At 74.6% G+C, this 24,837-nt stretch carries 25 protein-coding genes and 1 pseudogene; 8 read left to right on the plus strand and 18 right to left on the minus strand.

Annotation, left to right across the window (positions count from 1 at the left end):
• Positions 1-120: 120 nt before the first annotated feature.
• Positions 121-960 (minus strand): annotated as a pseudogene (locus Q2K16_RS33205) (hypothetical protein); the annotation flags it as partial.
• A 350-nt stretch (positions 961-1,310) separates the two neighbouring features.
• Here Q2K16_RS33205 and Q2K16_RS10960 point away from each other — a divergent pair.
• Genes Q2K16_RS10960 through Q2K16_RS10970 form a run of 3 tightly spaced genes read left to right on the plus strand, consistent with a single transcriptional unit; the run spans position 1,311 to position 3,426 of the window.
• Positions 1,311-2,051: an ABC transporter ATP-binding protein gene (locus tag Q2K16_RS10960; RefSeq protein WP_302745176.1), complete on the plus strand. Its 741-nt coding sequence runs from the start codon at positions 1,311-1,313 to the stop codon at positions 2,049-2,051.
• Positions 2,048-2,803: an ABC transporter permease gene (locus Q2K16_RS10965; RefSeq protein ID WP_302745177.1), complete on the plus strand. Its 756-nt coding sequence runs from the start codon at positions 2,048-2,050 to the stop codon at positions 2,801-2,803. Before Q2K16_RS10960 ends, Q2K16_RS10965 begins: the two co-directional genes overlap by 4 nt.
• A gap of 5 nt (positions 2,804-2,808) precedes the next feature.
• Positions 2,809-3,426 carry a TetR/AcrR family transcriptional regulator gene (locus tag Q2K16_RS10970; protein WP_302745178.1) on the plus strand — a complete coding sequence of 206 codons (618 nt, stop codon included), beginning with the start codon at positions 2,809-2,811 and terminating at the stop codon, positions 3,424-3,426.
• Positions 3,427-3,511: 85 nt separating this feature from the next.
• Here Q2K16_RS10970 and Q2K16_RS10975 read toward each other — a convergent pair whose 3' ends face one another.
• The 3 genes from Q2K16_RS10975 to Q2K16_RS10985 form a co-directional block, all read right to left on the minus strand.
• Complete coding sequence (locus tag Q2K16_RS10975; RefSeq protein ID WP_302745179.1) at positions 3,512-4,285, minus strand: DUF2470 domain-containing protein; 774 nt, start codon at positions 4,283-4,285, stop codon at positions 3,512-3,514.
• A 101-nt stretch (positions 4,286-4,386) separates the two neighbouring features.
• Positions 4,387-6,177 (minus strand): ABC transporter ATP-binding protein, encoded by a 1,791-nt coding sequence (locus Q2K16_RS10980; RefSeq protein ID WP_302745180.1) that lies wholly within the window; start codon positions 6,175-6,177, stop codon positions 4,387-4,389.
• A 115-nt stretch (positions 6,178-6,292) separates the two neighbouring features.
• On the minus strand, positions 6,293-8,167 hold the full coding sequence (locus Q2K16_RS10985; RefSeq protein ID WP_302745181.1) for an ABC transporter ATP-binding protein: 1,875 nt from the start codon (positions 8,165-8,167) through the stop codon (positions 6,293-6,295).
• A gap of 160 nt (positions 8,168-8,327) precedes the next feature.
• Here Q2K16_RS10985 and Q2K16_RS10990 point away from each other — a divergent pair, with 160 nt between their 5' ends.
• The 3 genes from Q2K16_RS10990 to Q2K16_RS11000 all read left to right on the plus strand — a co-directional run bounded on the left by Q2K16_RS10990 (position 8,328) and on the right by Q2K16_RS11000 (position 12,196).
• On the plus strand, positions 8,328-8,957 hold the full coding sequence (locus Q2K16_RS10990; protein ID WP_302745182.1) for a TIGR03085 family metal-binding protein: 630 nt from the start codon (positions 8,328-8,330) through the stop codon (positions 8,955-8,957).
• Positions 8,958-9,194: 237 nt separating this feature from the next.
• Positions 9,195-10,280 carry a terpene synthase family protein gene (locus tag Q2K16_RS10995; RefSeq protein ID WP_302745183.1) on the plus strand — a complete coding sequence of 362 codons (1,086 nt, stop codon included), beginning with the start codon at positions 9,195-9,197 and terminating at the stop codon, positions 10,278-10,280.
• 89 nt (positions 10,281-10,369) lie between these two features.
• Positions 10,370-12,196, plus strand: a complete 1,827-nt coding sequence (locus Q2K16_RS11000) for an AMP-dependent synthetase/ligase (protein WP_302745184.1) — start codon at positions 10,370-10,372, stop codon at positions 12,194-12,196.
• 58 nt (positions 12,197-12,254) lie between these two features.
• On the opposite strand, the gene Q2K16_RS11005 is transcribed toward Q2K16_RS11000, so the two are convergent.
• The gene (locus Q2K16_RS11005) at positions 12,255-13,559 is read right to left on the minus strand and encodes a low temperature requirement protein A (RefSeq protein ID WP_302745185.1); all 1,305 of its coding nucleotides are present in this window, start codon (positions 13,557-13,559) and stop codon (positions 12,255-12,257) included.
• A gap of 54 nt (positions 13,560-13,613) precedes the next feature.
• A complete protein-coding gene (yczR, locus tag Q2K16_RS11010) occupies positions 13,614-15,074 on the minus strand; it encodes a MocR-like transcription factor YczR (RefSeq protein ID WP_088643138.1) in 1,461 nt (486 codons plus the stop codon).
• 58 nt (positions 15,075-15,132) lie between these two features.
• Between yczR and yczE the strand changes: the two genes are divergently transcribed.
• Positions 15,133-15,840, plus strand: coding sequence for a membrane protein YczE (gene yczE, locus Q2K16_RS11015; RefSeq protein WP_302745186.1), 708 nt, complete (start codon positions 15,133-15,135; stop codon positions 15,838-15,840).
• Between the two features lie 57 nt (positions 15,841-15,897).
• Entirely contained in the window at positions 15,898-16,356 is a 459-nt protein-coding gene (locus Q2K16_RS11020) for a hypothetical protein (RefSeq protein WP_302745187.1), read from the plus strand.
• A gap of 51 nt (positions 16,357-16,407) precedes the next feature.
• Here the strand turns inward: Q2K16_RS11020 and hisF are convergent, their stop codons facing one another.
• The 12 genes from hisF to hisD all read right to left on the minus strand — a co-directional run bounded on the left by hisF (position 16,408) and on the right by hisD (position 24,749).
• Entirely contained in the window at positions 16,408-17,175 is a 768-nt protein-coding gene (gene hisF, locus Q2K16_RS11025) for an imidazole glycerol phosphate synthase subunit HisF (RefSeq protein WP_088643065.1), read from the minus strand.
• 187 nt (positions 17,176-17,362) lie between these two features.
• Positions 17,363-18,361, minus strand: coding sequence for an NADP-dependent oxidoreductase (locus Q2K16_RS11030; protein ID WP_302745188.1), 999 nt, complete (start codon positions 18,359-18,361; stop codon positions 17,363-17,365).
• 47 nt (positions 18,362-18,408) lie between these two features.
• Positions 18,409-18,840, minus strand: coding sequence for an organic hydroperoxide resistance protein (locus Q2K16_RS11035; protein WP_302746436.1), 432 nt, complete (start codon positions 18,838-18,840; stop codon positions 18,409-18,411).
• Positions 18,841-18,848: 8 nt separating this feature from the next.
• Positions 18,849-19,292: a MarR family winged helix-turn-helix transcriptional regulator gene (locus Q2K16_RS11040; RefSeq protein WP_302745189.1), complete on the minus strand. Its 444-nt coding sequence runs from the start codon at positions 19,290-19,292 to the stop codon at positions 18,849-18,851.
• 92 nt (positions 19,293-19,384) lie between these two features.
• Positions 19,385-19,801 carry a RidA family protein gene (locus tag Q2K16_RS11045; protein WP_088643062.1) on the minus strand — a complete coding sequence of 139 codons (417 nt, stop codon included), beginning with the start codon at positions 19,799-19,801 and terminating at the stop codon, positions 19,385-19,387.
• The gene (gene priA / locus Q2K16_RS11050) at positions 19,798-20,526 is read right to left on the minus strand and encodes a bifunctional 1-(5-phosphoribosyl)-5-((5-phosphoribosylamino)methylideneamino)imidazole-4-carboxamide isomerase/phosphoribosylanthranilate isomerase PriA (RefSeq protein WP_088643061.1); all 729 of its coding nucleotides are present in this window, start codon (positions 20,524-20,526) and stop codon (positions 19,798-19,800) included. The genes Q2K16_RS11045 and priA overlap by 4 nt, the downstream gene beginning before the upstream one ends.
• 16 nt (positions 20,527-20,542) lie before the next feature.
• A complete protein-coding gene (locus Q2K16_RS11055; protein WP_302745190.1) occupies positions 20,543-20,866 on the minus strand; it encodes a hypothetical protein in 324 nt (107 codons plus the stop codon).
• 39 nt (positions 20,867-20,905) lie between these two features.
• Positions 20,906-21,547 (minus strand): imidazole glycerol phosphate synthase subunit HisH, encoded by a 642-nt coding sequence (gene hisH, locus Q2K16_RS11060; protein ID WP_302745191.1) that lies wholly within the window; start codon positions 21,545-21,547, stop codon positions 20,906-20,908.
• Positions 21,547-21,717 (minus strand): hypothetical protein, encoded by a 171-nt coding sequence (locus Q2K16_RS11065; RefSeq protein WP_168222542.1) that lies wholly within the window; start codon positions 21,715-21,717, stop codon positions 21,547-21,549. The genes hisH and Q2K16_RS11065 overlap by 1 nt, the downstream gene beginning before the upstream one ends.
• Before the next feature lie 31 nt (positions 21,718-21,748).
• Positions 21,749-22,360 carry an imidazoleglycerol-phosphate dehydratase HisB gene (gene hisB / locus Q2K16_RS11070; RefSeq protein WP_088643058.1) on the minus strand — a complete coding sequence of 204 codons (612 nt, stop codon included), beginning with the start codon at positions 22,358-22,360 and terminating at the stop codon, positions 21,749-21,751.
• The gene (locus Q2K16_RS11075) at positions 22,357-23,430 is read right to left on the minus strand and encodes a histidinol-phosphate transaminase (RefSeq protein ID WP_302745192.1); all 1,074 of its coding nucleotides are present in this window, start codon (positions 23,428-23,430) and stop codon (positions 22,357-22,359) included. The genes hisB and Q2K16_RS11075 overlap by 4 nt, the downstream gene beginning before the upstream one ends.
• Positions 23,427-24,749, minus strand: a complete 1,323-nt coding sequence (hisD, locus tag Q2K16_RS11080) for a histidinol dehydrogenase (RefSeq protein ID WP_302745193.1) — start codon at positions 24,747-24,749, stop codon at positions 23,427-23,429. The genes Q2K16_RS11075 and hisD overlap by 4 nt, the downstream gene beginning before the upstream one ends.
• Between the last annotated feature and the right edge of the window lie 88 nt (positions 24,750-24,837).

Genomic DNA, 24,837 nt, shown 5'->3' on the forward strand with positions numbered 1-24,837 from the left:
CAGTTGGGCGACGTACCGCTCCAGCCGGCCGTCGCACAGGGCGCGGGCGAGGTCCGGGCCGGCGGTCTCGGCGACCCGGTCGGCGTACGGGCGCACCAGCGGGAGCACCCCGCTGACCAGGCGGGCGGCGGCCACGCCGACCTCGCCGGTGCCGCCCGGGCGTACCCCCAGGCAGAGCAGCATGTCGTCGCGGTAGCCCGGCGGCGCGACCGGCAGGTCCAGGGCGGCGGTGAAGGCGGCCCGGCGGGACGCCACCCGCACCCCCGGGTTGGCCGGGCGCAGCACGGACGGGCAGAGCCGGGCCAGGTCGGCGGCGGCCAGCCGGACGCCGAGCGGGTCGTCGGCGGCCAGCGCCCCGGCCACCTTGCCGAGGGTGGCCACCAGTTCCTCCAGGCGGGGCTGGTCGGCGGGCTGGCAGAGCACCGGCAGGTCGATCCGGCGACGCCAGGTCGGGTCGGCCCAGAGCAGCCGGGTGGGGGTGGTCACCGGCAGCCCGAACGCCCAGTCGGCCGGTTCGCCGAGCCGGTCGACCCAGGTGCGGACGTCCCGGGCGGCCACCGACACGTGCACGATCCGCCCGTCGACCTCGGCCAGGTAGGCCCGGCGGGCGTCGTACGGCGTCCCGGTCGGCCACCGGCCGCGCGTGGACCCGCCCGGTGGGTCGACCGGGCCGCGCCGCGCGCCGCCCGCCCGGCCCGGCGGCCCCGGCGGCGCGGACCGGCCCGCCGCCCGGGCCTGTTCGGGTGCGCAGCACGGGCCGGGCCCGCCCGGCGGCGTCGCCGGGGTGGGCCCGGTCGTGCTCACCAGGACGTCGAGGTCGACGTCGCTGTACGCGGTGGCGGCCCGCCGGGCGTGGCTGCCACGCAGCAGGATCCCGACCACCGGGCGCTCGGCGGACCCGCGCAGCCGGTCGGTCCAGTCGGCCAGGAAGGCGGCCTCCGGCAACGGAGCGTGATCCACCGCGCCATCGTGCCGTAGGTCCGATCGGGGCGCAATGCCCGAAGGCGGACTCCCTGTCCGGTCCGGAAGCTAGCGCCCGGTCCGAAGGCTAGTGTGCGAAGCGGTCGGTCGATGGACCAGTGCCCGGCCGTCCGCATCGCGGCAGCCGGACACCGCTCGCCGGCCACCGCGTCGACGGGGACCGCCTCCCGCAGCCGCGCCTGCTGCGAGTCCTCCTGCGGGTGGGGTCGTCCGGGTCAGCACCCCGCCCGGTACGCCTCGAGCAGCGCCGGCCGGCGGGAGTGTTGCGCGGCGTCGAGGAATTCAACTACTGTTGATTTCAACAAGCGATGAGTTCGTCAGGAGGTGCCATGGACGACGCCGTCGCCGTCCGCGACCTCGTCGTCGACAGGGGTCGACGACGAGTGCTGGACGGCATCGGGTGCACGGTGCCGCGCGGCTCGGTCACCGGGCTGCTCGGCCCGAGCGGCAGCGGCAAGACCACCCTGATGCGGGCCGTCGTCGGGGTGCAGACGATCAGCTCCGGCACGGTCACCGTGCTCGGGCACCCGGCCGGCGCGGCCGAGTTGCGCCGCCGGGTCGGCTACCTGACCCAGGCCCCCAGCGTCTACGCCGACCTGACGGTCCGGGAGAACGCCCGCTACTTCGCCACCCTCCAGGGGCGCAGCACCGCCGACGCCGACGCGGCGGTCACCGACGTCGGCCTGGCCGCCGCCGCCGGCCAACTGGTCGGCACCCTCTCCGGCGGGCAACGCAGCCGGGCCTCGCTGGCCTGCGCGCTGGTCGGCGAGCCGGAACTCGTCGTCCTCGACGAGCCCACCGTCGGGCAGGACCCGGTGCTGCGGGCCGACCTGTGGGCCCGGTTCCACGCCCTGGCCGCCGCCGGCACCACCCTGCTGGTGTCCAGCCACGTGATGGACGAGGCGGCCCGCTGCGACCGGCTGCTGCTGATCCGCCACGGCCGGCTGATCGCCGACGACACCCCGGACGCGGTCCGTGCCGCCACCGGGGTGGACGACCTGGAGGAGGCGTTCCTGCGGCTGATCCGGGCCGCCGGGGCGGGCCCGACGGGCACCGGGGAGGCGGCGTGAACCCGACGATCCTGGCCGCCACCACCGCGCGCATCCTGCGTCAGCTGCGGCACGACCGGCGTACGGTGGCGCTGCTGGTGGTGGTGCCGACGGTGCTGCTCACCCTGGTCTACTTCATGTACGCCGACCAGCCGGCCCCGCCCGGCCAGCCGTCCCCCTTCGACCGGGTCGCCCTGGTGATGCTGGGCTTCTTCCCGTTCATCATCATGTTCCTGGTGACCAGCATCGCGATGCTGCGGGAACGCACCAGCGGGACGCTGGAGCGGCTGCTCACCACCCCGCTGGGCAAGCTCGACCTGCTGTTCGGCTACGGCATCGCGTTCGGGCTGGCCGGGGCGGTGCAGTCGACCGTCGCCGCCGCGGCGGCGTACCGGCTGCTCGGGTTGACCACCGCCGGGTCCGCCGGGCTGGTCGTGCTGATCGCCGCGGTCAACGCGGTGCTGGCCGTCGCGCTGGGGCTGTTCTGCAGCGCCTTCGCCCGCACCGAGTTCCAGGCGGTGCAGTTCATGCCGGTCGTGGTCGCCCCGCAACTGCTGCTGTGCGGGCTGTTCGTGCCGCGCGACCAGATGGCCGGCTGGCTCCAGGCGGTCAGCGACGCGCTGCCCCTGTCGTACGCGGTGGAGGCGCTCCAGGAGGTCGGCGCGCACTCCGCACCGACCGGCCTGATGTGGCGGGACGTGTCGATCGTGGCCGGCGCGGCGGTGCTGGCCCTGGTGCTGGCGGCGGCGACCCTGCGTCGGCGCAGCGGGTGAGCCCGGTGGCCCGACGCACCGGCCGCCGCCCCGGCAACCAGGACACCCGGCAGGCGATCCTCGCCGCCGCCCGGTCGGCGTTCGCCGAGCGCGGCTTCGACGCGGCCTCGATCCGGCAGATCGCCACCGCCGCCGGGGTCGATCCGGCCCTGGTGCACCACTACTTCGGCAGCAAGGAGGAGCTGTTCCGGGCCACCGTCGACATCCCGGTCGACCCGGCCGCGCTGCTGCCCGCCGTGCTGGCCGGCGACCCGGACGGGATCGGGGAGCGGCTCGTCCGCACGTTCCTCGGGGTGTGGGACTCGCCGGCCGGTGGGGCGGCGGTGGCGCTGCTGCGCTCGGCGACCGACAACGAGTGGACGGCCCGGCTGATGCGCGAGTTCCTGACCACCCAGGTGCTGCGCCGGGTCCTCGACCAGCTCGACGTGGACCCGGCGGAGCTGCCGCTGCGCGGCGGGCTGGTCGCCACCCAGATGATCGGGCTGGCCATGATGCGCTACGTCATCCGGCTGGAGCCGGTCGCCTCCGCCAGCGCCGACGCCCTGGCCGCCACCCTGGGCCCCACCATCCACCGCTACCTCACCGCCCCCCTCCCCCACTCCCCCACCGCTCCGCCTCGGTGATCAAGAGGTTCGCGTGCCGGGCGGCTGTCCTGACGCGAACCTCTTGATCACCGGGGCAGGGTGGGACGCCGGGGGGTGGGGCGGGCTAGTCGCGGTCGGTTCGGGTGTTGGCGGGGTGGCGGTGCGGGCGGGGGTGAGCGGTGGAACGGGTGCAGAGCAGCGGGTGCAGCAGCCGGGGCAGCTCCGACAGGTCGGTCACCGGGTGCGGGAACGGCAGGCGGGCGCGACGGCGGTCGCCGGGGCCGCCGAGCGCCACGACCAGTCCGTACCGGTCGAGACGGACCACCCGGGGCTCACCGCCGGCCAGGTCGAGCCGGCGGCGCAGGTACGCCGTCACCTGCGGCCCGTGGTGGTCGGCGAGGTCGGCCAGCAGGGCGGCCTCGTCGGCGTGCACCGGGTCCGGTTCGGCGGCGGCGTACTCGCCCGGATCGACCCGGTGCACCACGCCTGCGGTCTCCAGCCGGGCCTCGGCCACCTCGAAGCGGTGCAGCCGGAACCGGCTGCCGACGTCGAGCAGGTCGCCGGTCGGGTCCACGGCGGCGAACTCCACGGCCGCCCGGCGGGCCGGGTCGCCGGTCAGCGGCGCCGCCCAGCCGGACACCCAGGCCCGGCCGGCCGACGGCGCACCGGCGGCCGGGGGCAGGTCGAGCACGTCGAGCACCACGGCGACGTCCCGCGCGGCGGCCGGGTCCAGCTCGGCGGCGAGGTCGCTGAACACCGGGACGAGCAGCAGCACGCGTCCCTCCGCGTCGGTGGCGTGCCGCACGTGGAACGGGCCGGGGCGGTGGGCGAGGTGCACCAGGCCGGGTAACCGACCGGCCACCAGGGTACGGATCAGCTCAGCAGGGGTCGGAGCCACGGGCACCTCCGAAAAAGGTTAGCCTTACCTAACCCGCAGAGTAGAGCACCCGGGCGACCACGTCCACCGGATGCCACCGCCACCGGGGAGCAGCAGGTGGATCAGCGGGTCTGCTCCAACCACGAGGCGTAGAGCAGGGCGTACACCGAGTCCGGATCACGCAGCAGCTCCTCGTGCGGGCCGCGCTGGACGATGCGGCCCCGGTCCACCACCACCACCTCGTCGGCGGCCTGCGCGGTGGACAACCGGTGCGCGATGGCCAGCGTCGTACGGCCCCGGGTCACCGCGTCCAGGGTGCGTTGCAGACGTACCTCGGTGGCCGGGTCGACCGCGCTGGTCGCCTCGTCCAGCACCAGCAGGTCCGGATCGGCCACGTACGCCCGGGCCAGCGCCACCAGCTGCCGCTCCCCGACGCTCAACGCCTCCCCCCGCTCCCCCACCGGGGTGGCCAGTCCGGCCGGCAGACCGTCCAGCCAGTCGGCCAGGCCCAGCTCGGTGAAGGCGGCCGTCAACTCCGCGTCGGTCAGCTCGGGACGGGCGAAGCGGACGTTCTCCCCGACCGTGGCGTCGAACAGGAACCCGTCCTGCGGCACCATCACCACCCGGGACCGCAGCGAGTCGAACCGCACCTCGTGCAGCGGCACCCCGGACAGCAGCACCCGCCCCTGCGTCGGATCCATCAGCCGGGTGAGCAGCTTGGCGAAGGTGGTCTTGCCACTGCCGGTCTCACCGACCACCGCCACCCGGCTCTTCGCCGCGATGTCCAGGGTGACGCCGTGCAGCACCGGAGGGCCCCCGGGATAGGCGAACGTCACGTCGGCGAAGCGGATGTCCAACGGACCGGCCGGCAGGTCCCGGCCCTGCTCCCCCGGATCGGCCACGTCCGGCGCGATGTCGAGCACGTCGAGCACCCGCCGCCAGCCGGCGATCGCGTTCTGTGCCTCGTTGAGCACCTCGGTGGCGATCTGCACCGGCTGGATGAACAGGGTGACCAGGAACAGGAACGCGGTGAGCTGACCGACCGACAGCGTCCTGTCGACCCCCAGCGACACCCCGACCACCACCACCCCGGCCAGCGCCACCCCGGCCGCCAACTCCCCCACCGAGCTGCCCATGATGCTGATCCGGATGGCCCGCTGCTGGGCCAACCGCTGCCCCTCGATCGCCGCGTCCAGCCGTCGGGCCGTGCGTCCCGACACGCCGTACGCCCGGATCACCGGCGCACCCACCACGCTCTCGGCGATCGTGCCGAGCAGGGTGCCCGTCCGCTGCCGGACCACCCCGTACGCCCCGGCCAGCCGGCGCTGCAACAACCTGATGATCAGCACCGCCGGCGCGAAGGCGACCAGCACCACCAGCGTCAACTGCCAGGAGTACGCCAGCATCACCGCCGTGGTGACCGCGAGCTGGCCCAGGTTGACGACGAGGATGACCCCGCCCCACTGGAGGAACTGGGTGATCTGGTCGACGTCGCTCGTCACCCGGGAGACCAGCGACCCGCGCCGCTCCGACTGCTGGTGCAGCATCGACAGGTCGTGCACGTGCCGGAACGCCCTGGTCCGGACGTTGGCCAGCGCGGTCTCGCTGACGGTGAACAGCCGCCGCATCATCAGGTAACCGCAGACGGTGGTGAGCACCAGCACCGCCGCCGTGGCGGTGACCACCGTGACGATCACCCCGAGATCCGGCCCGTCGGGTACGGCGATCCCCTGGTCGATGCCGCGCTGCACGGCCACCGGTACGGCCACCCGGCCGACCATGTAGACCAGCGCCAGGGCCAACGTGCCGGCCAACCCGGTACGCAGCTCCGGCGAGAGCGCCAACCCCCGCCGCAACGTCTGCCAGGTCCCCTCCGTCCGCTCGACCGGCCCGTCCCCGCCACCCTCGCCCACCGACGTCGACCTTCCGTTCCCGCCCACACGACCCCGCTGCGCCGCACTCCTCGCGCTCACCGGTCCACCTCTCCGCTCGCGACTGCGGGGCTCCGCTGCGCTGCACTCCTCGCGCTCACCGGTCCACCTCGATCTCCAGGCCCGACGGCAGCGGGGCGACCTCGTCGTACGTCCGGTTCTCCGCGCGTTCCTGTTCGGCCTGCTCGTAGGCGGTGACCAGGTCGACGTAGCCGGGCACGGTGGCCAGCAGCTCGGCGTGGGTGCCCCGGGCCAGCACCCGGCCCTGCTCCAGGTAGATCACCTCGTCGGCGAGCGCGATGGTGGCCCGCCGGTACGCCACCACCAGGATCGACGCGGCGGCCGGCTGTCCGGGTGCCGGGGCGCGCAGCCCGGCCAGGATGGCGGCCTCGACCCGGGGGTCGACCGCGCTGGTGGCGTCGTCGAGCACCAGCAGCCGGGGCTGGCCGGCCAGGGCGCGGGCCAGGGTGAGCCGCTGCCGCTGACCGCCGGAGAGCGAGGTCCCCCGCTCACCGACCATGGTGTCCAACCCGTCGGGGAGGGCGGCGACGAAACCGTCCGCCTCGGCCAGCCGCAGCGCCGCCCAGACGTCCTCGTCGTCGATACCCGGCCGGTCCAGGCTGATGTTGGCCCGGACGGTGTCGTCGAAGACGAACGGCACCTGGGCGACCAGGGCGGCGGTCGAGGCGAGCGACGCGGCGGTGAGCCGGCGCACGTCCACCCCGTCGACGGTGACCGTGCCGGCGTCCGGGTCGACCAGCCGGACGGCCAGCGAGGCGATGGTGGACTTGCCGGCCCCGGTCGGCCCGACCAGCGCCACCGTCCGCCCGGCGGGCACGGTGAAGGCGACCTCGCCGAGCACAGACGTCCCGGGCAGGTGCGCCTCGGCGGGCTCGTAGCCGAAGTGGACGCCGTCGAAGGCGAGGGTCGCCGGCCCGGCGTCGTCGTCGAGGGTGAGCTCGCCGTAGGGCATCTCGCCGGTGGCGTCGAGCACCCGGCTGACCCGGTCCCACCCGGCCACGCTGCGCGGCAGCTCGGCGAGCACCCAGCCGATCGCCCGCACCGGGAAGGCCAGCACGGTGAAGAGGAAGGCGACGCTGACCAGTTCGGTGACGGTGATCGCGCCCTGCCGCAGCCGGATCGTGCCGACCACCAGCACGGCCAGGGTGCCGAGGCTGGGCAGCGTCTCCAACAGCGGGTCGAAGACGCCGCGCAGCCGGCCGACCGCGATCAGCGAGTCCCGCAGTTCCCGGGCCCGGCCGGCGAACCGGGCGGTCTCCTGGGCCTCCCGGCCCATGGTCTTGACCACCAGCGCGCCGTCGAAGCTCTCGTGGGCGATGCCGCTGACCTCGGCCCGCAGCCGCTGGGCGCGGGCCTGGCGGGGGGCCATCCGGCGGGAGTAGACCACGTTGAGCGCGAACAGGGCGGGGAACACGGCCAGCCCGACCAGGGCGAGCGCCCAGTCGGTGACGAACAGCGAGCCGACCGCGCCGACCAGCATCACCAGCGTGCCGACCGCGAACGGCAGCGGCGCGATCGGGTACCAGGTCGCCTCGACGTCGGAGTTGGCGTTGGACAGCAACGTGCCTGTCGCGTTGCGGTGGTGCCAGGCCAGCGGCAGGTCCAGGTAGCGGCGGGTGACCCGGCGACGGTAGGCGGCCTGGAGGCGGAACTGCATGTACCCGGCCCCGAGCCGCCGGCCGAAGACGCCCACCACCCGCAGCACGCTGATCCCGAACAGCGCCACGGCGGCCAGGGCCACCGTGCCGGTGCCGACCTCGCCGGCCTCGACGGCCGGCACCACCACGTCGCCGACGACCGCGCCGACCACGTACGCGCTGGCGATCACCAGTCCACCGAAGAGCACGCTGCCGGCGACCGCCACCGCAAAGATGCGCGGTTGTTCCCGGATCGCCCGGCCGAGGACCCACAACCCCCGGCGGATCACGTCCCGACTCGTACCGCTCGCCACGCTCTCCCCCGCCGTAAGCCGCAATTATCTCCCCTATCCTTACCGTTCCCGGCCACCGCCGCCGCCCGGCCGTCTATGTCCACCGTCACGTCGCGCCCGCCACCGGACCCGGCGGGTCGTCCGCCGCGCCGACGGCGGCCCGCCGACCTACGATCGCTGCATGCCGCGGTACGCCCGAGCGGAGCGCGAGGCGCTCGCCGACCTGATGCTGGAAGTGGGCCCGGACGCCCTCACGCTCAACGAGGGGTGGACCACCCGGGACCTCGCCGCCCACCTGGTGGTGCGGGAGCGCCGGCCCGACGCCGCCGGTGGCATCCTGCTGCCGCCCCTGCACGGGTACGCCGAGCGGGTGCGGCTGCGGGTGGCCGCCCGCCCCTGGCCGGACCTGGTCGGGCAGGTGCGCCGGCCCCCGGTGTGGAGCCCGGTCAGCAACCCGTTGACCGACGAGCTGGCCAACACGATGGAGTTCTTCATCCACCACGAGGACGTCCGGCGGGCCCGCCCGGGCTGGCACCCCCGGGACGTCCCAGCGGGGCTGGCCGCCCGGCTGTGGAAGCCGGTGTCCCTGCTGACCCGGACCCGGGCCCAGCGTTTTCCGGCGCACCTGCTGGTGCAGGCCCCCGGGCACGGCGAGCTGACCGCCGGCCGGGGCGGTGACCGGGTACGGCTCGTCGGTCCCCCCGGTGAGCTGGTGCTCTTCCTGTCCGGCCGGCAACGGGTGGCCCGGGTCCAGCTCGACGGCCCGCCGGCGCTTACCGAACGACTGCGGACCGCCGCGCTGGGGTTGTGAGCTCCGGTGCGCCGGCATCGCCTCCCGCAACGCCGCCGCGCGGCGGCACCGCCGACGGGTCCCCGCCATGGCGGACACCCTACGCAGCCCGGTGATCACGTGGCGCAGTGAGGCACGTCGCTGTTCGCGACAGGGGTGGAATCGGTCACCCCGACCACCCCAGCAATGACTGTTGTCGATCTCCATGCCGTACTCTCCGGCGACGCCGCTCGTGGGGGGTGGCCGACTAAGGACGCCATGCGAAGCTTCGACGTCTCGGCGCTGCACGAGCCACCGTTCGTCAGCCGCCGGCACGTCGCCACCGACCGGGTGGCGGCGGAGAGCCTGGAGTGGGCCCGCACGCAGGGCCTGATCGGGGTCGGACCGTCGACCTCCCGGCTGCACCGGGCCGGCGCGGCCGAACTGGCCGGACGCGCCTGCCCACAGGCCCCGGTGGCCCGGCTGCGTCTGCTCACCGACCTGTTCTCCTGGCTGTTCGTGATGGACGACGTCTGCGACGACGACGGGCTGGGCAGCGCGCCGGCCACCCTCGCGCCGACGGTCGCCGCGCTGCTGGACGTGCTCGACCGGCACGGCGGGCCGACCGACGCCGGGGGTTGGGCCGGCCGGGGCGCCCCGGCCGGGGCGTGGGCCGGCCGGGGCGGGCAAGCCGGCGACGGTGTCCCCCCGGCCGACCGGGACGCGCCGGCCGGGGCGCTCGGTGTCGCGCTGGCCGACCTGTGCCGGCGGGTGCTCGACCAGCGCCGGCCCACGCTGCTGCTGCGCCTGGTGAGCCAGCTGCGGGAGTACCTGCTGGCACTGCTGTGGGAGGCCGCCAACCGGGAGCGCCGGCGGGTCCCCGGGCTCGCCGAGTACCGCCAGATGCGCCGGCACACCGGCGGCGTACGCCCCAGTCTCACCCTCACCGACCTGGCGTACGGCCGGCCGCCCGGCCCGGCCCGGCGGGTCGATCCGGAGCTGGTCGCGTTGGACGACCTCGCCGTCGACCTGGTCTGCTGGTGCAACGACCTGTTCTCCTACCGCAAGGAACGGGACACGGTGGCCGACCCGCACAACCTGGTGACCGTCCTCGCCGCGCAGCACGGGCGGGGTGAGGCGGCGGCGTTCCAACTGGCCGTCGGGTGGTTCAACGACGGGCTGGCCGGCTACCTGGCGCGGGAGGCGGCGCTGGTCGCGAACGCCGGGCCGACGGTGACGCCCTACCTGGCGGCCCGCCGTGCCTGGCTGCGCGCCACCTACGACTGGTCGCTGCGGGCGGACCGGTACGCCGGCCCGGCCGGTGCGCCCGGCGGGACTCAGCCGCCTCACAGGTCGCAGGGCTAGCCGATGCCCGGGTGCAGGCAATACCCTTCGGTAACCGCAGAGCGACGTGACCCCCGTCACGTCACCCACCCCCGAAGGCGGCAACCTCGATGGCTCTCGATGTCCCGTACCGTTCCATCCCCGACATGTTCCGCAAGCGGGTGGCCGCCACCCCCGACCAGCGCGCCTTCGCCCACCCGGCGGCGGACGACTCGGGGCCGGTCTGGTTGACCTGGGCGCAGGTCGGCCAGCGGGCCGACGCGGTCGCCGCCGGCCTGCACGGGCTCGGGGTCGGGCTGGAGGACCCGGTGGCGATCCTGGCCAACACCCGGCTGGACTGGATCATCGCCGACTTCGGCATCATGTGCGCGGGGGGCGCGACCACCACCGTCTACCCCACCACCGAGCCGCAGGACGCCACGTACATCATCGCCGACTCCGGGTCCCGGGTGCTGTTCGCCGAGAACCCGACCCAGGCGGCGAAGGTGGCCGGCGCGCAGCTGCCGGCGCTGACCCACGTGGTGCTCTTCGACGGCACCCCCGACCCGGCCGCCGCCGTTCCCCAGCTCACCCTGGCCGAGCTGGAGGAGCAGGGCGCGCGGGCGCTCGCCGCCGACCCGGGCCTGGTGGACCGGCTGATCGCCCCGGTCGGCCCCGACCACCTGGCCACGCTGATCTACACCTCGGGCACCACCGGCCGGCCGAAGGGGGTCGAGCTGCTGCACGGTGGCTGGTGCTGGGAGGGGGTGGTGCAGGCCGAGACGGGCCTGCTGCGCGACGACGACGTGCAGTACCTGTGGTTGCCGCTGTCGCACTCGTTCGGCAAGACGCTGCTCTGCGGCTCGACGCACGTCGGCCTGCCCACCTACGTCGACGGCCGGGTGGACAAGCTCGTCGACATGCTCGGGGTGATCCGGCCGACGCTGATGTGCGGGGCGCCCCGGGTCTACGAGAAGGTCTACAACAAGGCGGTCACCACCGCGCAGGACGCCGGGGGCGCGAAGGCGAGAATCTTCGCCTGGGGGGTCGAGGTCGGCAAGCGGAAGGTCGCCCTGGAGCAGGCCGGCCGGCCGGTGCCGGGCATGCTGAAGGCCAGATACGCGGTGGCCGAGAAGCTGGTGTTCAGCAAGCTCCAGGCCCGCCTCGGCGGCCGGGTCCGGGTGCTCGTCTCGGGCGCGGCCCCGCTGAGCGCCGAGATCGCCACCTTCTTCGCCGCGGCCAACCTGCCGATCTCCGAGGGGTACGGCCTGACCGAGACCAGCGCCGGCAACTTCGTCAACCCGCCCGACGGGCTGCGGATCGGCACGGTCGGCCGGGCGATGGGCGACCTGGAGTGCCGGATCGACACCGACGGGGAGATCCTGGTACGCGGCCGGCCGGTGATGCGCGGCTACCACAACCTGCCCGAGGAGACGGCCGCCGCGTTCACCGAGGACGGCTTCTTCCGTACCGGTGACATCGGCAGCCTCGACGACGACGGCTACCTGCGCATCACCGACCGCAAGAAGGACCTGGTCAAGACCTCCGGCGGCAAGTACGTCGCGCCGTCGCACATCGAGGGCATGTTCAAGGCCATCTGCCCGTACACCTCGCAGGCAATCGTCATCGGCCAGGCCCGTAACTACTGCACGATGCTGGTCAGCCTGGACCCGGACGCGATCCGGGGCTGGGCGGCGGGCGGCCCGCTGGAGGGGCGCGACTACGCCGAGATCGTCGCCTCGCCCGAGGCCCGCGCGATGGTCGAGGAGCACGTCGCCCAGCTCAACACCAAGCTCAACCGCTGGGAGACGATCAAGAAGGTGACCGTCCTGCCCCGCGACCTGACCATCGAGGACGGCGAGATGACCCCCTCGCTGAAGATCAAGCGGCGTGGCGTGGAGAGCAACTTCGCCGCCGAGATCGACCGGATGTACGAGGGCAGCCTGGCCGAGATCTGATCCCCGCCGACCGGCCGGTGTCCGTGTCCCCCCGTCCCGGGACACGGCCGCCGGCCGGTCACAGGTGGTCCTGACGCCACCGGCTCTGCGCCTCCTCGACGGCCTCCTCCTGCGCCAGGGCCAGCCGGCGCACCCGCCGCCGATGCCGGACCTGGCTGCGGGTCTGCACCGCGACCAGCGCGACGCAGACCAACGCCAGCAGGGCCAGCGCGCCCACCTCGGGCACTCGGGCCCCGGCCGGGGCGAGCGCGGCCAGGGCCAGCACCGCCAGCACCGGCGGCCAGCGCAGCACCCGGGTCGCCCGCAGCTCGCAGGCGACGAGGCTGAGCAGGTAGAGGCCCACCCCGCCGTAGAGCACCAGGACCCAGAATCCCCCCAACGGCACCCCCCAGTGCGGGGTGCCCGGGTCGGCCACCTCGGCGAGCAGATCCTTCAGGCCGAGGGCGAAGAAGATGACGCCGGCGATGATCGGCAGGTGCAGGTAGGTGTAGGCGTCGCGGGCCAACCGCGCCCGGTGCGCCGGATCGCGGCTGCGGTGCAACGCCTGTTCCAGGGCGAGCGCCAGGGTGTCGAAGTAGGCCCACCACAGCACCGACGCGATGGCGATGCCGAGCACCGCGGCGATCACCACCGGCCAGGTCAACGGCAGGCCGGTGACGAACTTCGGGCCGACGCCGAGCGCGATGATCGATTCGCCCAGCGCGATCAGCACCATCAGGGCGTGCCGTTCGGCCCAGTGCCCGGCGGAGAGCACCGCCCAGTAGGCCCCGCCGACGCGTACCCCGGCCACGTACTCCAGCAGCAGGGCCATCGTCCAGAGGGTGAGTTGCAGGACGGTCGCGGTGCCCTCGGCGGCGACCCGGTGGGACAGCAACGCGGAGGCGACCAGCAGCGCCGTGGCGACCACCGGCAGCAGCGCGAGCCGGATCCACTGCCGCCACCGGGCCGGGTCGCCCCGGGCCAGCACGCCGAAGACCGCCAACTGGCAGGCCCGGACGAGGAAGTAGCAGCCGGCGAAGACCAGCGGGCCGTCCAATCCGCCCGGCTCGTCGATGAACGCCCCAGGCATGCTCAGCGCCAGCAGGAAGGTGCCGGTGACGGTGAGGAAGCCGAGCAGCGGCAGCGACCCCTGGTCGGCGCGGACCGCGTTGCCCAGGCCCGCGAAACCGGTCCAGCACCACCACAGCAGGCCCAGCACCAGCAGGCAGCGCAGCAGGTTGGCCACGGTGGGCTCCTGCGAGGTCAGCGCGGTGACGGTGAAGAACGCGAAGACGAAGACCAGGTCGTAGAAGAGTTCCAGCCGGGTGGTCCGGGAGCCGGGCGCACCGGGCCGGATCCCGTACCACCGTCCCGGGCCACCCACACCGGCAGTCTCCCAGCCGGGGCCGCCCGGTCAGGCCGGTTCGCCCCGACCGGCTCAGGCGATGACTGCCGGTTCCCGCCAGCGCGGGCGGCCCGCGCCCCGGTCGAGGTCGTAGCGGATCGCGGCCAGCCGGCCGACCGCCTCCACCAGATCGGCGACGGGCAGCGTGAACGGCAGCCGCAGGAACCGTTCCAGGGTGCCGTCCAGGCCGAACCGGGGACCGGGCGCCAGCCGTACGCCGACCTCCTCGGCCGCGCGGGCCAGTGCGCTGGAGATCGGGCCGTCCAGCTCGACCCAGAGGGTGACACCGCCCCGGGGCACGTCGAAGCGCCAGTCCGGCAGCCGTTCGGCGAGCACGGCGAGCAGCGCGTCGCGCTGGGTGACCAGTTGCGCCCGGCGGGCCGCGACGATGGCCGGGGCCTGGGCGAGCAGGTGCACCGCCACCAGTTGGTCGAGCACCGGGCTGGCCATGTCCACCCCGACCCGGGCGGCGGCGAGCCGCTGCACCTGCGGGGCGGAGGCGCGGACCCAGCCGATCCGCAGGCCACCCCAGTACGGCTTGCTCATCCCACCGATCGAGATCACCCGGGAGTGCCTGTCGAACACGGCCATCGGCGGGGGCAGCGGCGTGCCGTCCAGCGGCAGGTCCACGAAGGACTCGTCGACGACCAGGTCGGTGCCGGCGGCATGGGCGGTGGCGACCAGCCGCTCGCGCAGCTCGGCGGCCATCAGGTGCCCGGTCGGGTTGTGGAACTCGGGGATCAGGTAGGCCAGTTTGGGCCGGGTCTGCCGGACGCTGCCCAGCAGCAGGTCGGCGTCCCACCCGATCCCGTCGACGGCGAGGCCGTGGGTGGTGATCCGGGCCCGCCGGGCGGCCAGCGCGGCGAGCGCGTTCGGATAGGTGGGCGATTCGACCAGGACGTTCCCGCCGGGCACCAGGGCCAGCCGCAGCACCAGGTCCAACGCGTGCTGGGTGCCGCTGGTCACCATGATCTGCTCGGCGCTGGTGGGCAGCCCCCGCTCGGTGTACGCCCGGGCGACCGCCTCGCGCAGCTCGATGATGCCTGTCGGGTGGTAGCCCGCGCCGGACAGGTACCGGGGCAGGTCCTCCACGGCGGCGCGGGCGGCCGGGACCAGTTCGGGCGGGGCGGCCAGCGCGGCCACCCCGAGGTCGATCATGTCGCGGTCGTCCAGCGGGGTCCACAGGCCGGTGCTGGCGACCCGGTGGGTGCCGGGCAGCATGGTCCAGCTCCCCGCGCCGCGCCGGCTGGCCAGGTGGCCGGTCTCCCGCAGCTGCCGGTACGCGGCGGTGACCGTGGTACGGCTGATCCGCAGCGCCTCGGCCAGTTCCCGTTCGGCCGGTAGGCGTACCCCCAGGGGGAGCCGGCCGTCGGCGAGCAGGCCCCGGACGGCGGCGGCGAGCGCGGCGTAGTCGGGGCTGCGGCGGCGACCGGGCAGGGCGTGCCACTGCCCGAGCAACCGCGCCAATTGGACTCCTCGCACCTGGCTGGTCACGGCCACCCCTTCGGAATTGGCTCTTCAGTGGGCGATATTGGACCCTAGGGTGGCATGCATGGCTCCACTTGGCAATCTCCGGCACCGGCCCGGCCGCCGGCTCACCCAGCTCTACGCCGGGCTGGTCCTCTACGGGGTCAGCATGGCCATGATGATCCGTTCCGGGCTCGGTCTGGACCCGTGGGACGTCTTCCACCAGGGGTTGTCCCGGCAGACCGGCCTGTCGTTCGGCACCGTGACCATCGCGGTCGGCGCGCTGGTGCTGCTGCTCTGGATTCCGCTGCGGCAACGCCCCGGCCTCGGCACGGTGAGCAACGTCGTGGTGATCGGGCTGGTGGTCGACGCCACGGTGGCCCTGCTGCCGGCCGGGTGGCCGCTGCCCGCCCGGATCGCCCTGCTGCTCGGCGGCATCGTCGCCAACGGCGTCGCCACCGGGCTCTACCTCGGCGCCCGGCTCGGCCCCGGCCCCCGCGACGGCCTGATGACCGGCTACGTCGCCCGCCGGCCGGGCCGCTCGGTCCGGCTCGTCCGCACCATGATCGAGATCACCGTGCTGGCCCTGGGATGGCTGCTCGGCGGCACGGTCGGCGTCGGCACCGTCGCGTACGCGCTCGGCATCGGCCCGCTGGCCCACTTCTTCATCCCCCGTTTCGCCCTCCCCGACGGGCCGGCGACCCCCGCCGACCCACGATCCGGTGCCCCGGCACCGGTGTCCGCCCCGCCGCGCGGCGCTGCGTCCGGAAGTGAGCACGCTGAGCTGCACTGACACGACAGGGGGAAAGTAGGTGTTTCCTCGACGGACACCTACGGGCATCATTCGTGCATGGGGGAGAACGCGTGGCGCTGGACGGACGCCTGGATCTTCGTGTCACTGGTGATCGCCAGCGGGGCGGGACGGCACCGGCGGGCGGCGGATTCCCGCCGCCCGGAGGGGGTACGGCTCGCCGACGTGCTGTCCACCGCCGACCACCTCAACCAGGCGATACCCGAACGGCAGGACGTGGAGACAGCGGTCCGGCGGCTGGTCGGCGCGGGGCTGGTCACCGTCTCCGACGGCTGGTTCCGGATCACCCCGGACGGTGAGCAGCTCTGGCGTACCCGGCCCCGGGCCGGGGTGGGTGGCACGGTCGACAGCATGCAGGGGGTGCTCGTCCGGCGGCACGCCCCGGGCAGCGCGGACTGGCAACTGGCGGAGGAGGAGCACGCCGCCGCCGTCCAGGAGTACGTGGTCCGCTCGATCCCGGCCCCCCGCCGCTCGCCCGAGGGGCAGAGCGGGCGCTGACCGCCCGCGTGGACACGGGTCGACGCACGTGGGGTGCCCGCGTGGCGCGGGTCAGCGGACGGGGTGGCCCGCGTCGCGCAGGGCGTCCTTGACCTCGCCGACGGTCAGCTCGCCGAAGTGGAAGACGCTGGCGGCCAGCACCGCGTCGGCACCCGCGCCGATCGCGGGCGGGAAGTGCGCCACCCGGCCGGCGCCACCGCTGGCGATCACCGGCACGTCGACCACCGCGCGGACCGCCTCGATCAGGGTCAGGTCGAAGCCGGCCTTGGTGCCGTCGGCGTCCATCGAGTTGAGCAGGATCTCCCCCGCGCCCAGCTCGGCCCCGCGCGCCGCCCACTCGACCGCGTCGAGCCCGGTGCCCCGGCGGCCACCGTGGGTGGTCACCTCGAAACCGCTGGGGGTGGTGCCGGCGGGTGCCCGCCGGACGTCCAGCGAGAGCACCAGCACCTGCCGGCCGAACCGGTCGGCGATCTCGGCGATCAGCTCGGGGCGGGCGATGGCGGCGGTGTTCACCCCCACCTTGTCGGCCCCGGCACGCAGCAGGGTGTCCACGTCGGCGACCTGGCGTACCCCGCCGCCGACGGTGAGCGGGATGAAGACCGACTCGGCGGTACGGCGCACCACGTCGAGCATGGTGCCCCGGTCGCTGGAGGAGGCGGTGACGTCCAGGAAGGTCAACTCGTCCGCGCCGGCCCGGTCGTATGCCGCCGCCAGTTCCACCGGGTCACCGGCGTCGCGCAGGTCGAGGAAGTTGACCCCCTTGACCACCCGACCGGCGTCCACGTCCAGACACGGGATCACCCGTACCGCCACCGTCATGTGCCGAGCCTATCCAACGCCCCCACCCCGACGACCGCCCCGTACGCCCCGCCCCACGCCGCCCGCGCCCCGCGCCCCGCCACCGCGCCGGTGATCAAGAGGTTCGCGTCAGTTCGATCTCGAAGGATGACGCAAACCTCTTGATCACCACTGTCAGCGGCGGCGGGCGGGCAGGGGCAGCGGGGGGTCAGAGGCGGACGAGCATTTTGCCGAGGTTCTCGCCGCGCAGGAGGCCGAGGAACGCCTCGGGGGCGTTCTCGATGCCGTCGACGATCGTCTCGTCGTAGCAGAGCCGCCCCTCGCGCAGCCAGCCGCCGACCTCGGTGACGAACTGCTCGCGCAGGCCGCCGTGGTCGCCGACCAGGAAGCCGCGCAGGGTGAGCCGCTTGCCGATGACCAGCGCCAGGTTGCGCGGCGCGGCCGGCGGCTCGGCCGCGTTGTACTGCGCGATCATCCCGCAGATGGCGGCCCGGCCGTGCAGGTTCATCGCGCCGATCGCCGCCTCCAGGTGCTCGCCACCCACGTTGTCGAAGTAGACGTCGATCCCGTCCGGGGCGGCGGCCTTCAGCGCGTCGCGTACCGGGCCGTCGTGGTAGTCGAAGGCGGCGTCGAAGCCCAGCTCCGTCAACCGGGCCACCTTGGCCGGCGAGCCGGCGCTGCCGACCACCCGGCCGGCGCCCCGCAGCTTGGCGATCTGGCCGACCATGCTGCCCACCGCGCCGGCCGCGCCGGAGACGAACACCGTCTCCCCCGGCCGCATCGCCGCCACGTCGAGCAGCCCGGCGTACGCGGTCAGCCCGGTCATCCCGAGCACGCCCAGGTAGGCGGTGACCGGGGCGAGGTCCGGGTCGACCCGGCGGGCGGACCCGGCGTCGAGCAGCGCGTACTCCCGCCACCCGAGCCCGTGCAGCACGGTGTCGCCGACGCTCATCCCGTCGCCGCCGCCGGCCACCACCTCGCCGACCGCGCCACCGTCGAGCGGCGCGTCGAGGGCGAACGGCGGCACGTAGGACTTCACGTCGTTCATCCGGCCCCGCATGTACGGGTCGACCGAGATGAACTGGTTGCGGACCACGATCTGCCCCGGTCCCGGGGTGGGCACCCCGGTCTCGACGAGGCGGAAGTTGTCGGCGGTCGGCCAGCCCTGCGGGCGGGAGGCCAGGTGGATCTCACGGTTGCTGCTCATGCGGTGTCGTCCTCTCGTACCCGATGGTCGTTGGTCCGGTGCGGCGGTCAGGCCGCGGCGGCCCCGCGCACGGTGAGGGTCACCTCGATGTTGCCCCGGGTGGCGTTGGAGTAGGGGCAGACCTGGTGGGCCGCCTCGACGAGCTGCCCGGCGGCGGCGCGCTCGACGGCCGGCAGGTCCACCACCAGGGTGACGGCCAGGCCGAAGCCGCCGCTGCCGTTCGCGCCGATGCCGACCTCGGCCTCGACGACCGAGCCGGTGACGTCGGCCTTGGCCCGGCGGGCGACCACCCGCAGCGCGGAGTGGAAGCAGGCCGCGTAGCCGGCGGCGAAGAGCTGCTCGGGGTTGGCCGCGCCACCGGTGCCGCCCATCTCCTTCGGCACGGCCAGGTCCAGGTCCAGGGTGGAGTCGGAGGTACGGACGTGGCCGTCGCGCCCGTCGCCGGTGGCCGTCGCGGAGGCGGTGTAGAGCACCTGCATGGGGATCACTACTCCTTCTGTCGGTGGATCGTCTCGGTGACCCGGGTGAGGGTGTCGCGCAACGCGACCAGCTCGGTCTCGTCGAGGCCGGTGGAGCAGGCCACCCGCAGCGGCACGTCGGTCATCCGCTGGCGCAGGGCCGCGCCGTCGGCGGTCAGCCCCACCTCCACCCGGCGCTCGTCGTGCGCGGAGCGGGTGCGGACCACCAGGCCCGCCGCCGCCAGCCGCTTGAGCAGCGGGGAGAGGGTGCCGGAGTCGAGCCGGAGCGCGGCGCCCAGCTCGGAGACCGTGGGCGGGTCGTCGCCGCGCTCCCAGAGCACCAGCAGCACCAGGTACTGCGGGTAGGTGAGCCCGAACTCGTCGAGGAGGGGGCGGTAGACGTCGGTGAGCGCCCGGGACGCCGCGTAGAGCGCGAAGCAGACCTGGTCGCGCAACACCAGATGGTCACTCACCCGGAAAAGATAGCTCGCAATTCAATTGTGCACAACTTATCTGGGCCGGGAGTGACAGCCGTCTCCGGGCCCGTCCTGACCGTCCGGGCCGGTCAGGACGGCGGGAGGTGAGCCTCCAACTCGATCTCGACCAGATGGTCCGGATCGAGCAGGCCGGCCACGACCACCATCGTGGCGGCCGGCCGGACCGCGCCGAAGACCGCCTGGTGCGCCCGGCCCACCTCGTCGACGAAGAGCCGGTCGGTCACGTACATCCGGGTCCGCACCACGTCGGTGGGGCCCGCACCCACCTCGGCCAGCGCGGACAGGCCGATCCGCAACGCCTGGGCGGTCTGCGCCGCCGCGTCGCCCACGTGCGTCACCACCCCGTCGACCGTCGACGTGCAGCCCGACGTCCAAGCCGAGCGGCCGGCCCGGACCACCCGGGAGTAGCCGTACCGGGCCTCCCACGGGCCGCCCGAGCCGAGCCGGGTGACGGTCCCGTCGTCCGGGTCCGCCGCGTCGGTCACCCCGCGGCCCGCAGCGTCGCCAACGCCTCGGCCACCGTGAACGCGCCCGCGTACAGCGCCTTGCCGGCGATCACACCCTCCACACCGGCCTCCTCCAGGGTCGCCAGCGCCCGCAGGTCCTCCAGGGTCGACACGCCACCCGAGGCGATCACCGGGGCGTCGGTACGGGCACAGACCTCACGCAGCAGGTCCAGGTTCGGCCCGCGCATCGTGCCGTCCTTGGTGATGTCGGTCACCACGTACCGGGACGCGCCGGCCGCGTCCAGCCGGGCCAGCACCTCCCACAGATCACCGCCGTCGCGGGTCCAGCCCCGCGCCGAGAGGGTACGACCCCGCACGTCCAGGCCGATCGCCACCCGGTCGCCGTACTCGGCGCAGATCCGGTCGCACCACTGCGGGTCCTCCAACGCGGCGGTGCCGATGTTCACCCGCGCCGCCCCGGTGCCCAGCGCGGCGCGCAGCGACGCGTCGTCGCGGATGCCACCGGAGAGTTCCACCCGCACGTCCAGCTTGCCGACCACCTCGGCCAGCAGGGCGGCGTTGGAGCCCCGGCCGAACGCGGCGTCCAGGTCGACCAGGTGGATCCACTCCGCGCCGTCGTTCTGCCAGGCCAACGCCGCGTCGAGCGGGTCGCCGTAGGCGGTCTCGCTGCCGGCGGCGCCCTGCACCAGCCGGACGGCCTGGCCGTCGGCGACGTCCACGGCGGGCAACAGGGTCAGGCTCACGTTTCCTACTCCTCGTTCAGATCCGACGGTCCAGGGCGATCACCACGATCGCCGGCAGGACCAGAAGCAACAGCACGACAAGCGCCACCCGCAGCGCGAGATCGTCGACGAACACCCAGATCAGCGCCAGCGCCGCCGCGGTCAACCCGACGATGGCGGCCCGCTCGCCCCGGGTGCGCCGGGCCAGCCGACCCGTCCGGCCCCGCCGCCACTGCGGGGTGACCCGGCGGACCAGGGCGCGCCGCCGACGACGCCGGGCCAGCCGGCGCTCCCGCACCACCCGCTCGCGGGCGGCCTGCGCCTCCCGCGCGGCCCGCCGCCGGGCCCGCTCCTTGCTCACCGCACACCCGGCCCGCGCCGGCCGGCCCCGCCCCGGCGCTCAGTCAACCGTGGCCAGCCAGTTGCGCAGCAGCACCGCACCCGTCTCGGCCGACTTCTCCGGGTGGAACTGGGCCGCCGACAGCGGGCCCCGCTCCACCGCCGCGACGAAGTCGGCACCGTGGCGGGCGGTGGTCACCCGGGCGCCCACCTCGTCCAGCGCCGCCCGGTCGAGCACCCCGTAGGAGTGCACGAAGTAGAACCGGCTGTCGGCGGGCAGCCCGGCGAAGAGCACCGACCCGTCCGGCGGGGTCACCGTGTTCCAGCCCATGTGCGGCAGCCGGTCGGCGGGCAGCCGGGTCACCCCGCCCGGCAGCAGCCCCAATCCCTTGGTCACCACGCCGTGCTCGTCGCCGTGCGCGAAGAGCACCTGCATGCCGACGCAGATGCCGAGCACCGGGCGGCCTGCGGCGACCCGTTCGGCGATCACCGGGCCGGCGCCCAGCGCCTCGATCCCGGCCATACAGGCCGCGTACGCGCCGACACCCGGCACCACCAGGCCGTCGGCCCGGGCGGCGGCGGACAGGTCGGCGGTGACCGTCACGTCCGCCCCGGCGTGGGCCAACGCCCGCTCGGCCGAACGCAGGTTGCCCGAGCCGTAGTCGAGCACCACGATCCGCCTGCCCGTGCCGTGCGCGCCCATCAGCCCTCCCCGGGTAGCAGCCAGAGCACCCCGCCGACGGTGGCCAGCACGGCGAGCAGCCCGGTGACCACGATCGCACCGCGCGGCGCGTCCTGCCGGTACAACGACCAGGCCCCACCGACCAGGATGCCGGCGAGGATGAGCAGCAGGGTCGGCAGCACCGGACCCATCAGCGCCGCCCTCCGGCCCGGACCGGGCCGCTCACAGCGCGCCCTTGGTGCTGGGCACCACACCGGCGGTGCGCGGGTCGAGCGCGGTGGCCTCCCGCAGCGCGCGGGAGACCGCCTTGAACTGGGCCTCCACCACGTGGTGCGCGTCCGGGTGGCCGCCCGGCCGGGCCGCCCGCAGCACGTCCACGTGCAGGGTGACCCGGGCCGCCTGGCCGAAGGACTCCCAGATGTGCCGGGTCATGCTGGTCGGGTAGACCGGCCCGATGTACGGCGACAGCGCCGGCTCGTCGTGCACCACGTACGGGCGGCCGGACAGGTCGACGGCGGCCCGGACGAGCACCTCGTCCATCGGGACGGTGGCGGAGCCGTACCGCCGGATGCCGGCCTTGTCCCCCAGCGCCTGGTCGAACGCGGCGCCCAGGGCCAGCGCGGTGTCCTCCATCGTGTGGTGGGCGTCGATCTCCAGGTCGCCGACGGTGCGCACGGTCAGGTCGAAGCCGCCGTGCCGGGCGATCTGGTGGAGCATGTGGTCGTAGAAGCCGACCCCGGTGCTGATCTCGGCCCGGCCGGTGCCGTCGAGGTCGATCTCGACGAGGACCTTGGTCTCCTTGGTGATCCGCTCCACCCGAGCGGTGCGACTCATGACAGTTTCTCCATCGCGGTGAGGAAGGCGTCGGTCTCGGCGGGGGTGCCGGCGGTGACCCGCAGCCAGCCGGGCAGGCCGACGTCGCGCACCAGCACCCCGGCGTCGAGCAGGGTCCGCCAGGCCGCCGACTGGTCGTCGCCGACGGCGAACAGCACGAAGTTGGCGTCGCTGTCGGCCACCCGGTGCCCCCGGGCCCGCAGGGTCGCCACGATCCGGTCCCGCTGCTCCTTGATCGCGTCGACGGTGCCCAGCAGGACGTCGCGGTGGGCCAGCGCCGCGCGGGCGGCGGCCTGGGTGAGCGCCGAGAGATGGTACGGCAGCCGGACGAGCTGCACCGCCGCCACCACCGCCGGGTCGGCGGCCAGGTAGCCCAGCCGACCGCCGGCGAACCCGAACGCCTTGCTCATCGTCCGGGTCACCACCAGCCGGGGGTGCCCGGGGAGCAGGGTCAGGGCGCTGGCCGAGCCGGGCCGGGCGAACTCGGCGTACGCCTCGTCGAGGACCACCATGCCGGGGGCGACGTCGAGCACGGCGGCGACCACCGCCGGGTCGAGCGCGGTGCCGGTCGGGTTGTTCGGCGAGCAGAGGAAGACCACGTCGGGGCGGTGCGCCCGGACCTCGGCGACCGCCTCGTCGGCGGTCAGCCCGAAGTCCACCCCCCGCTGCACCGGCACCCACCGGGTGCCGGTGCCCAGGGCCAGCAACGGGTGCATCGAGTACGCCGGCACGAAGCCCAACGCGCTGCGCCCCGGCCCGCCGAACGCCTGGAGCAGCTGCTGCTGGATCTCGTTGGAGCCGTTGGCCGCCCACACCTGGTCGGCGGTGATCCCGTGCCCGAGGTAGCCGGCCAGGTCGGCGCGCAGCGCCACCGCCTCGCGGTCCGGGTAGCGGTTGAGGTCGCGCAGCTCGGCGGCGAGCGCCTTGCCGATCGCCTCCACCACCGGCTCGGGCACGGCGTAGGAGTTCTCGTTGGTGTTCAACCGGACCGCCACGTCGAGCTGCGGCGCCCCGTACGGCGACCGGCCCCGCAGGTCGTCGCGGATCGGCAGGTCGTCCAGGGTGGTCACGACGCCTCCCCGGCGAACCGCACCGCGACCGCCTGCCCGTGCGCCGGCAGGTCCTCCACGGTGGCCAGGGTCACCACGTGCGGCGCAACGTCGCGCAGCGCCTCGCGGGTGTACTCCACCAGGTGCACCCCGCGCAGGAAGGACTGCACGGACAGCCCCGACGAGTGCCGGGCGCAGCCCCCGGTGGGCAGCACGTGGTTGGAGCCGGCGCAGTAGTCGCCGAGCGACACCGGCGCCCACGGCCCGATGAAGATCGCCCCGGCGTTGCGGACCCGCAGCGCCCAGTCGCGGGCGTCGCGGGTCTGGATCTCCAGGTGCTCGGCGGCGTACGCGTCGACCACCCGCAGCCCGTCGGCCAGGTCGTCGACCAGCACGACGCCGCTCTGCTCCCCGCCGAGCGCGGTGCCGACCCGCTCGGCGTGCTTGGTCGCCGGCACCTGCCGGGCCAGCTCCCGGTCGACCGCGTCGGCCAGCTCGACCGACGGGGTGACCAGCACGCTGGCCGCCAACGGATCGTGCTCGGCCTGGCTGATCAGGTCGGCGGCGACGTGCGCCGGGTCGGCGGTGTCGTCGGCCAGCACGGCGATCTCGGTCGGGCCGGCCTCGGCGTCGATGCCGACCACGCCGCGCAGCAGCCGCTTGGCGGCGGTCACCCAGATGTTGCCCGGCCCGGTGATCATGTCGACCGGCGCGCAGCGTCGGGTGCCCGCGGCGTCGACGGTCGACCCGTACGCCAGCATGGCGACCGCCTGGGCGCCGCCGACGGCGTACACCTCGTCGACGCCGAGCAGCGCGCAGGCGGCCAGGACCCGGGCGTCCGGCAGACCGCCGTTGTCCTGCTGCGGCGGGCTGACCACCACCAGCGAGCGGACCCCGGCCGCCTGGGCCGGCACCACGTTCATCACCACGGTCGACGGGTACATCGCCAGCCCGCCGGGGACGTAGAGGCCGACCCGGTCGACAGGCACCCAGCGCTCGGTGACCGTGCCACCCGGCACGACCTGGGTGGTGTGGTCGGTGCGCCGCTGGTCGTCGTGCACCCGGCGGGCGCGGGCGATCGACTCCAGCAGCGCGGCCCGCACGTCGGGGTCGAGCACCCCCTCGGCGTCGGTGATCGCCTCGGTCGGGACCCGCAGCACCGGCAGGCAGATGCCGTCGAACCGTTCGCTGGCCTCCCGGATCGCCGGGTACCCATGGTCCCGGACCGCCTCGACGAGCGGGCGGATCCGCTCGACCGCCACGGAGACGTCGAGCTGGGCACGGGGCAGCAGACGACGCGGGTCGGAAACCCCGCCGCGCAGGTCGATCCGTTTCAACACGCCCCCGAGTCTAGGCGGCGGCCCGGGGGGCGGCCCCCGCCGCCCGTACCGCGGGACGGTGAGCCGGGACACGCCGACCGCGCCGGAT

Source organism: Micromonospora cynarisoli, from assembly GCF_030518815.1.
In the GTDB taxonomy this organism is placed as follows: domain Bacteria; phylum Actinomycetota; class Actinomycetes; order Mycobacteriales; family Micromonosporaceae; genus Micromonospora; species Micromonospora wenchangensis.

Excerpts from the sequence above, each read along its gene's own strand:
- Q2K16_RS11065 (WP_168222542.1), bottom strand. The coding sequence starts at position 21,717 with ATGGGTCCGGTGCTGCCGACCCTGCTGCTCATCCTCGCCGGCATCCTG.
- hisB (WP_088643058.1), bottom strand. The coding sequence starts at position 22,360 with ATGAGTCGCACCGCTCGGGTGGAGCGGATCACCAAGGAGACCAAGGTC.
- yczE (WP_302745186.1), top strand. The coding sequence starts at position 15,133 with ATGGCTCCACTTGGCAATCTCCGGCACCGGCCCGGCCGCCGGCTCACC.
- Q2K16_RS10995 (WP_302745183.1), top strand. The coding sequence starts at position 9,195 with ATGCGAAGCTTCGACGTCTCGGCGCTGCACGAGCCACCGTTCGTCAGC.
- Q2K16_RS11020 (WP_302745187.1), top strand. The coding sequence starts at position 15,898 with ATGGGGGAGAACGCGTGGCGCTGGACGGACGCCTGGATCTTCGTGTCA.
- hisH (WP_302745191.1), bottom strand. The coding sequence starts at position 21,547 with ATGGGCGCGCACGGCACGGGCAGGCGGATCGTGGTGCTCGACTACGGC.
- Q2K16_RS11035 (WP_302746436.1), bottom strand. The coding sequence starts at position 18,840 with ATGCAGGTGCTCTACACCGCCTCCGCGACGGCCACCGGCGACGGGCGC.
- Q2K16_RS11030 (WP_302745188.1), bottom strand. The coding sequence starts at position 18,361 with ATGAGCAGCAACCGTGAGATCCACCTGGCCTCCCGCCCGCAGGGCTGG.
- Q2K16_RS11000 (WP_302745184.1), top strand. The coding sequence starts at position 10,370 with ATGGCTCTCGATGTCCCGTACCGTTCCATCCCCGACATGTTCCGCAAG.
- hisF (WP_088643065.1), bottom strand. The coding sequence starts at position 17,175 with ATGACGGTGGCGGTACGGGTGATCCCGTGTCTGGACGTGGACGCCGGT.
- Q2K16_RS10960 (WP_302745176.1), top strand. The coding sequence starts at position 1,311 with ATGGACGACGCCGTCGCCGTCCGCGACCTCGTCGTCGACAGGGGTCGA.
- Q2K16_RS10990 (WP_302745182.1), top strand. The coding sequence starts at position 8,328 with ATGCCGCGGTACGCCCGAGCGGAGCGCGAGGCGCTCGCCGACCTGATG.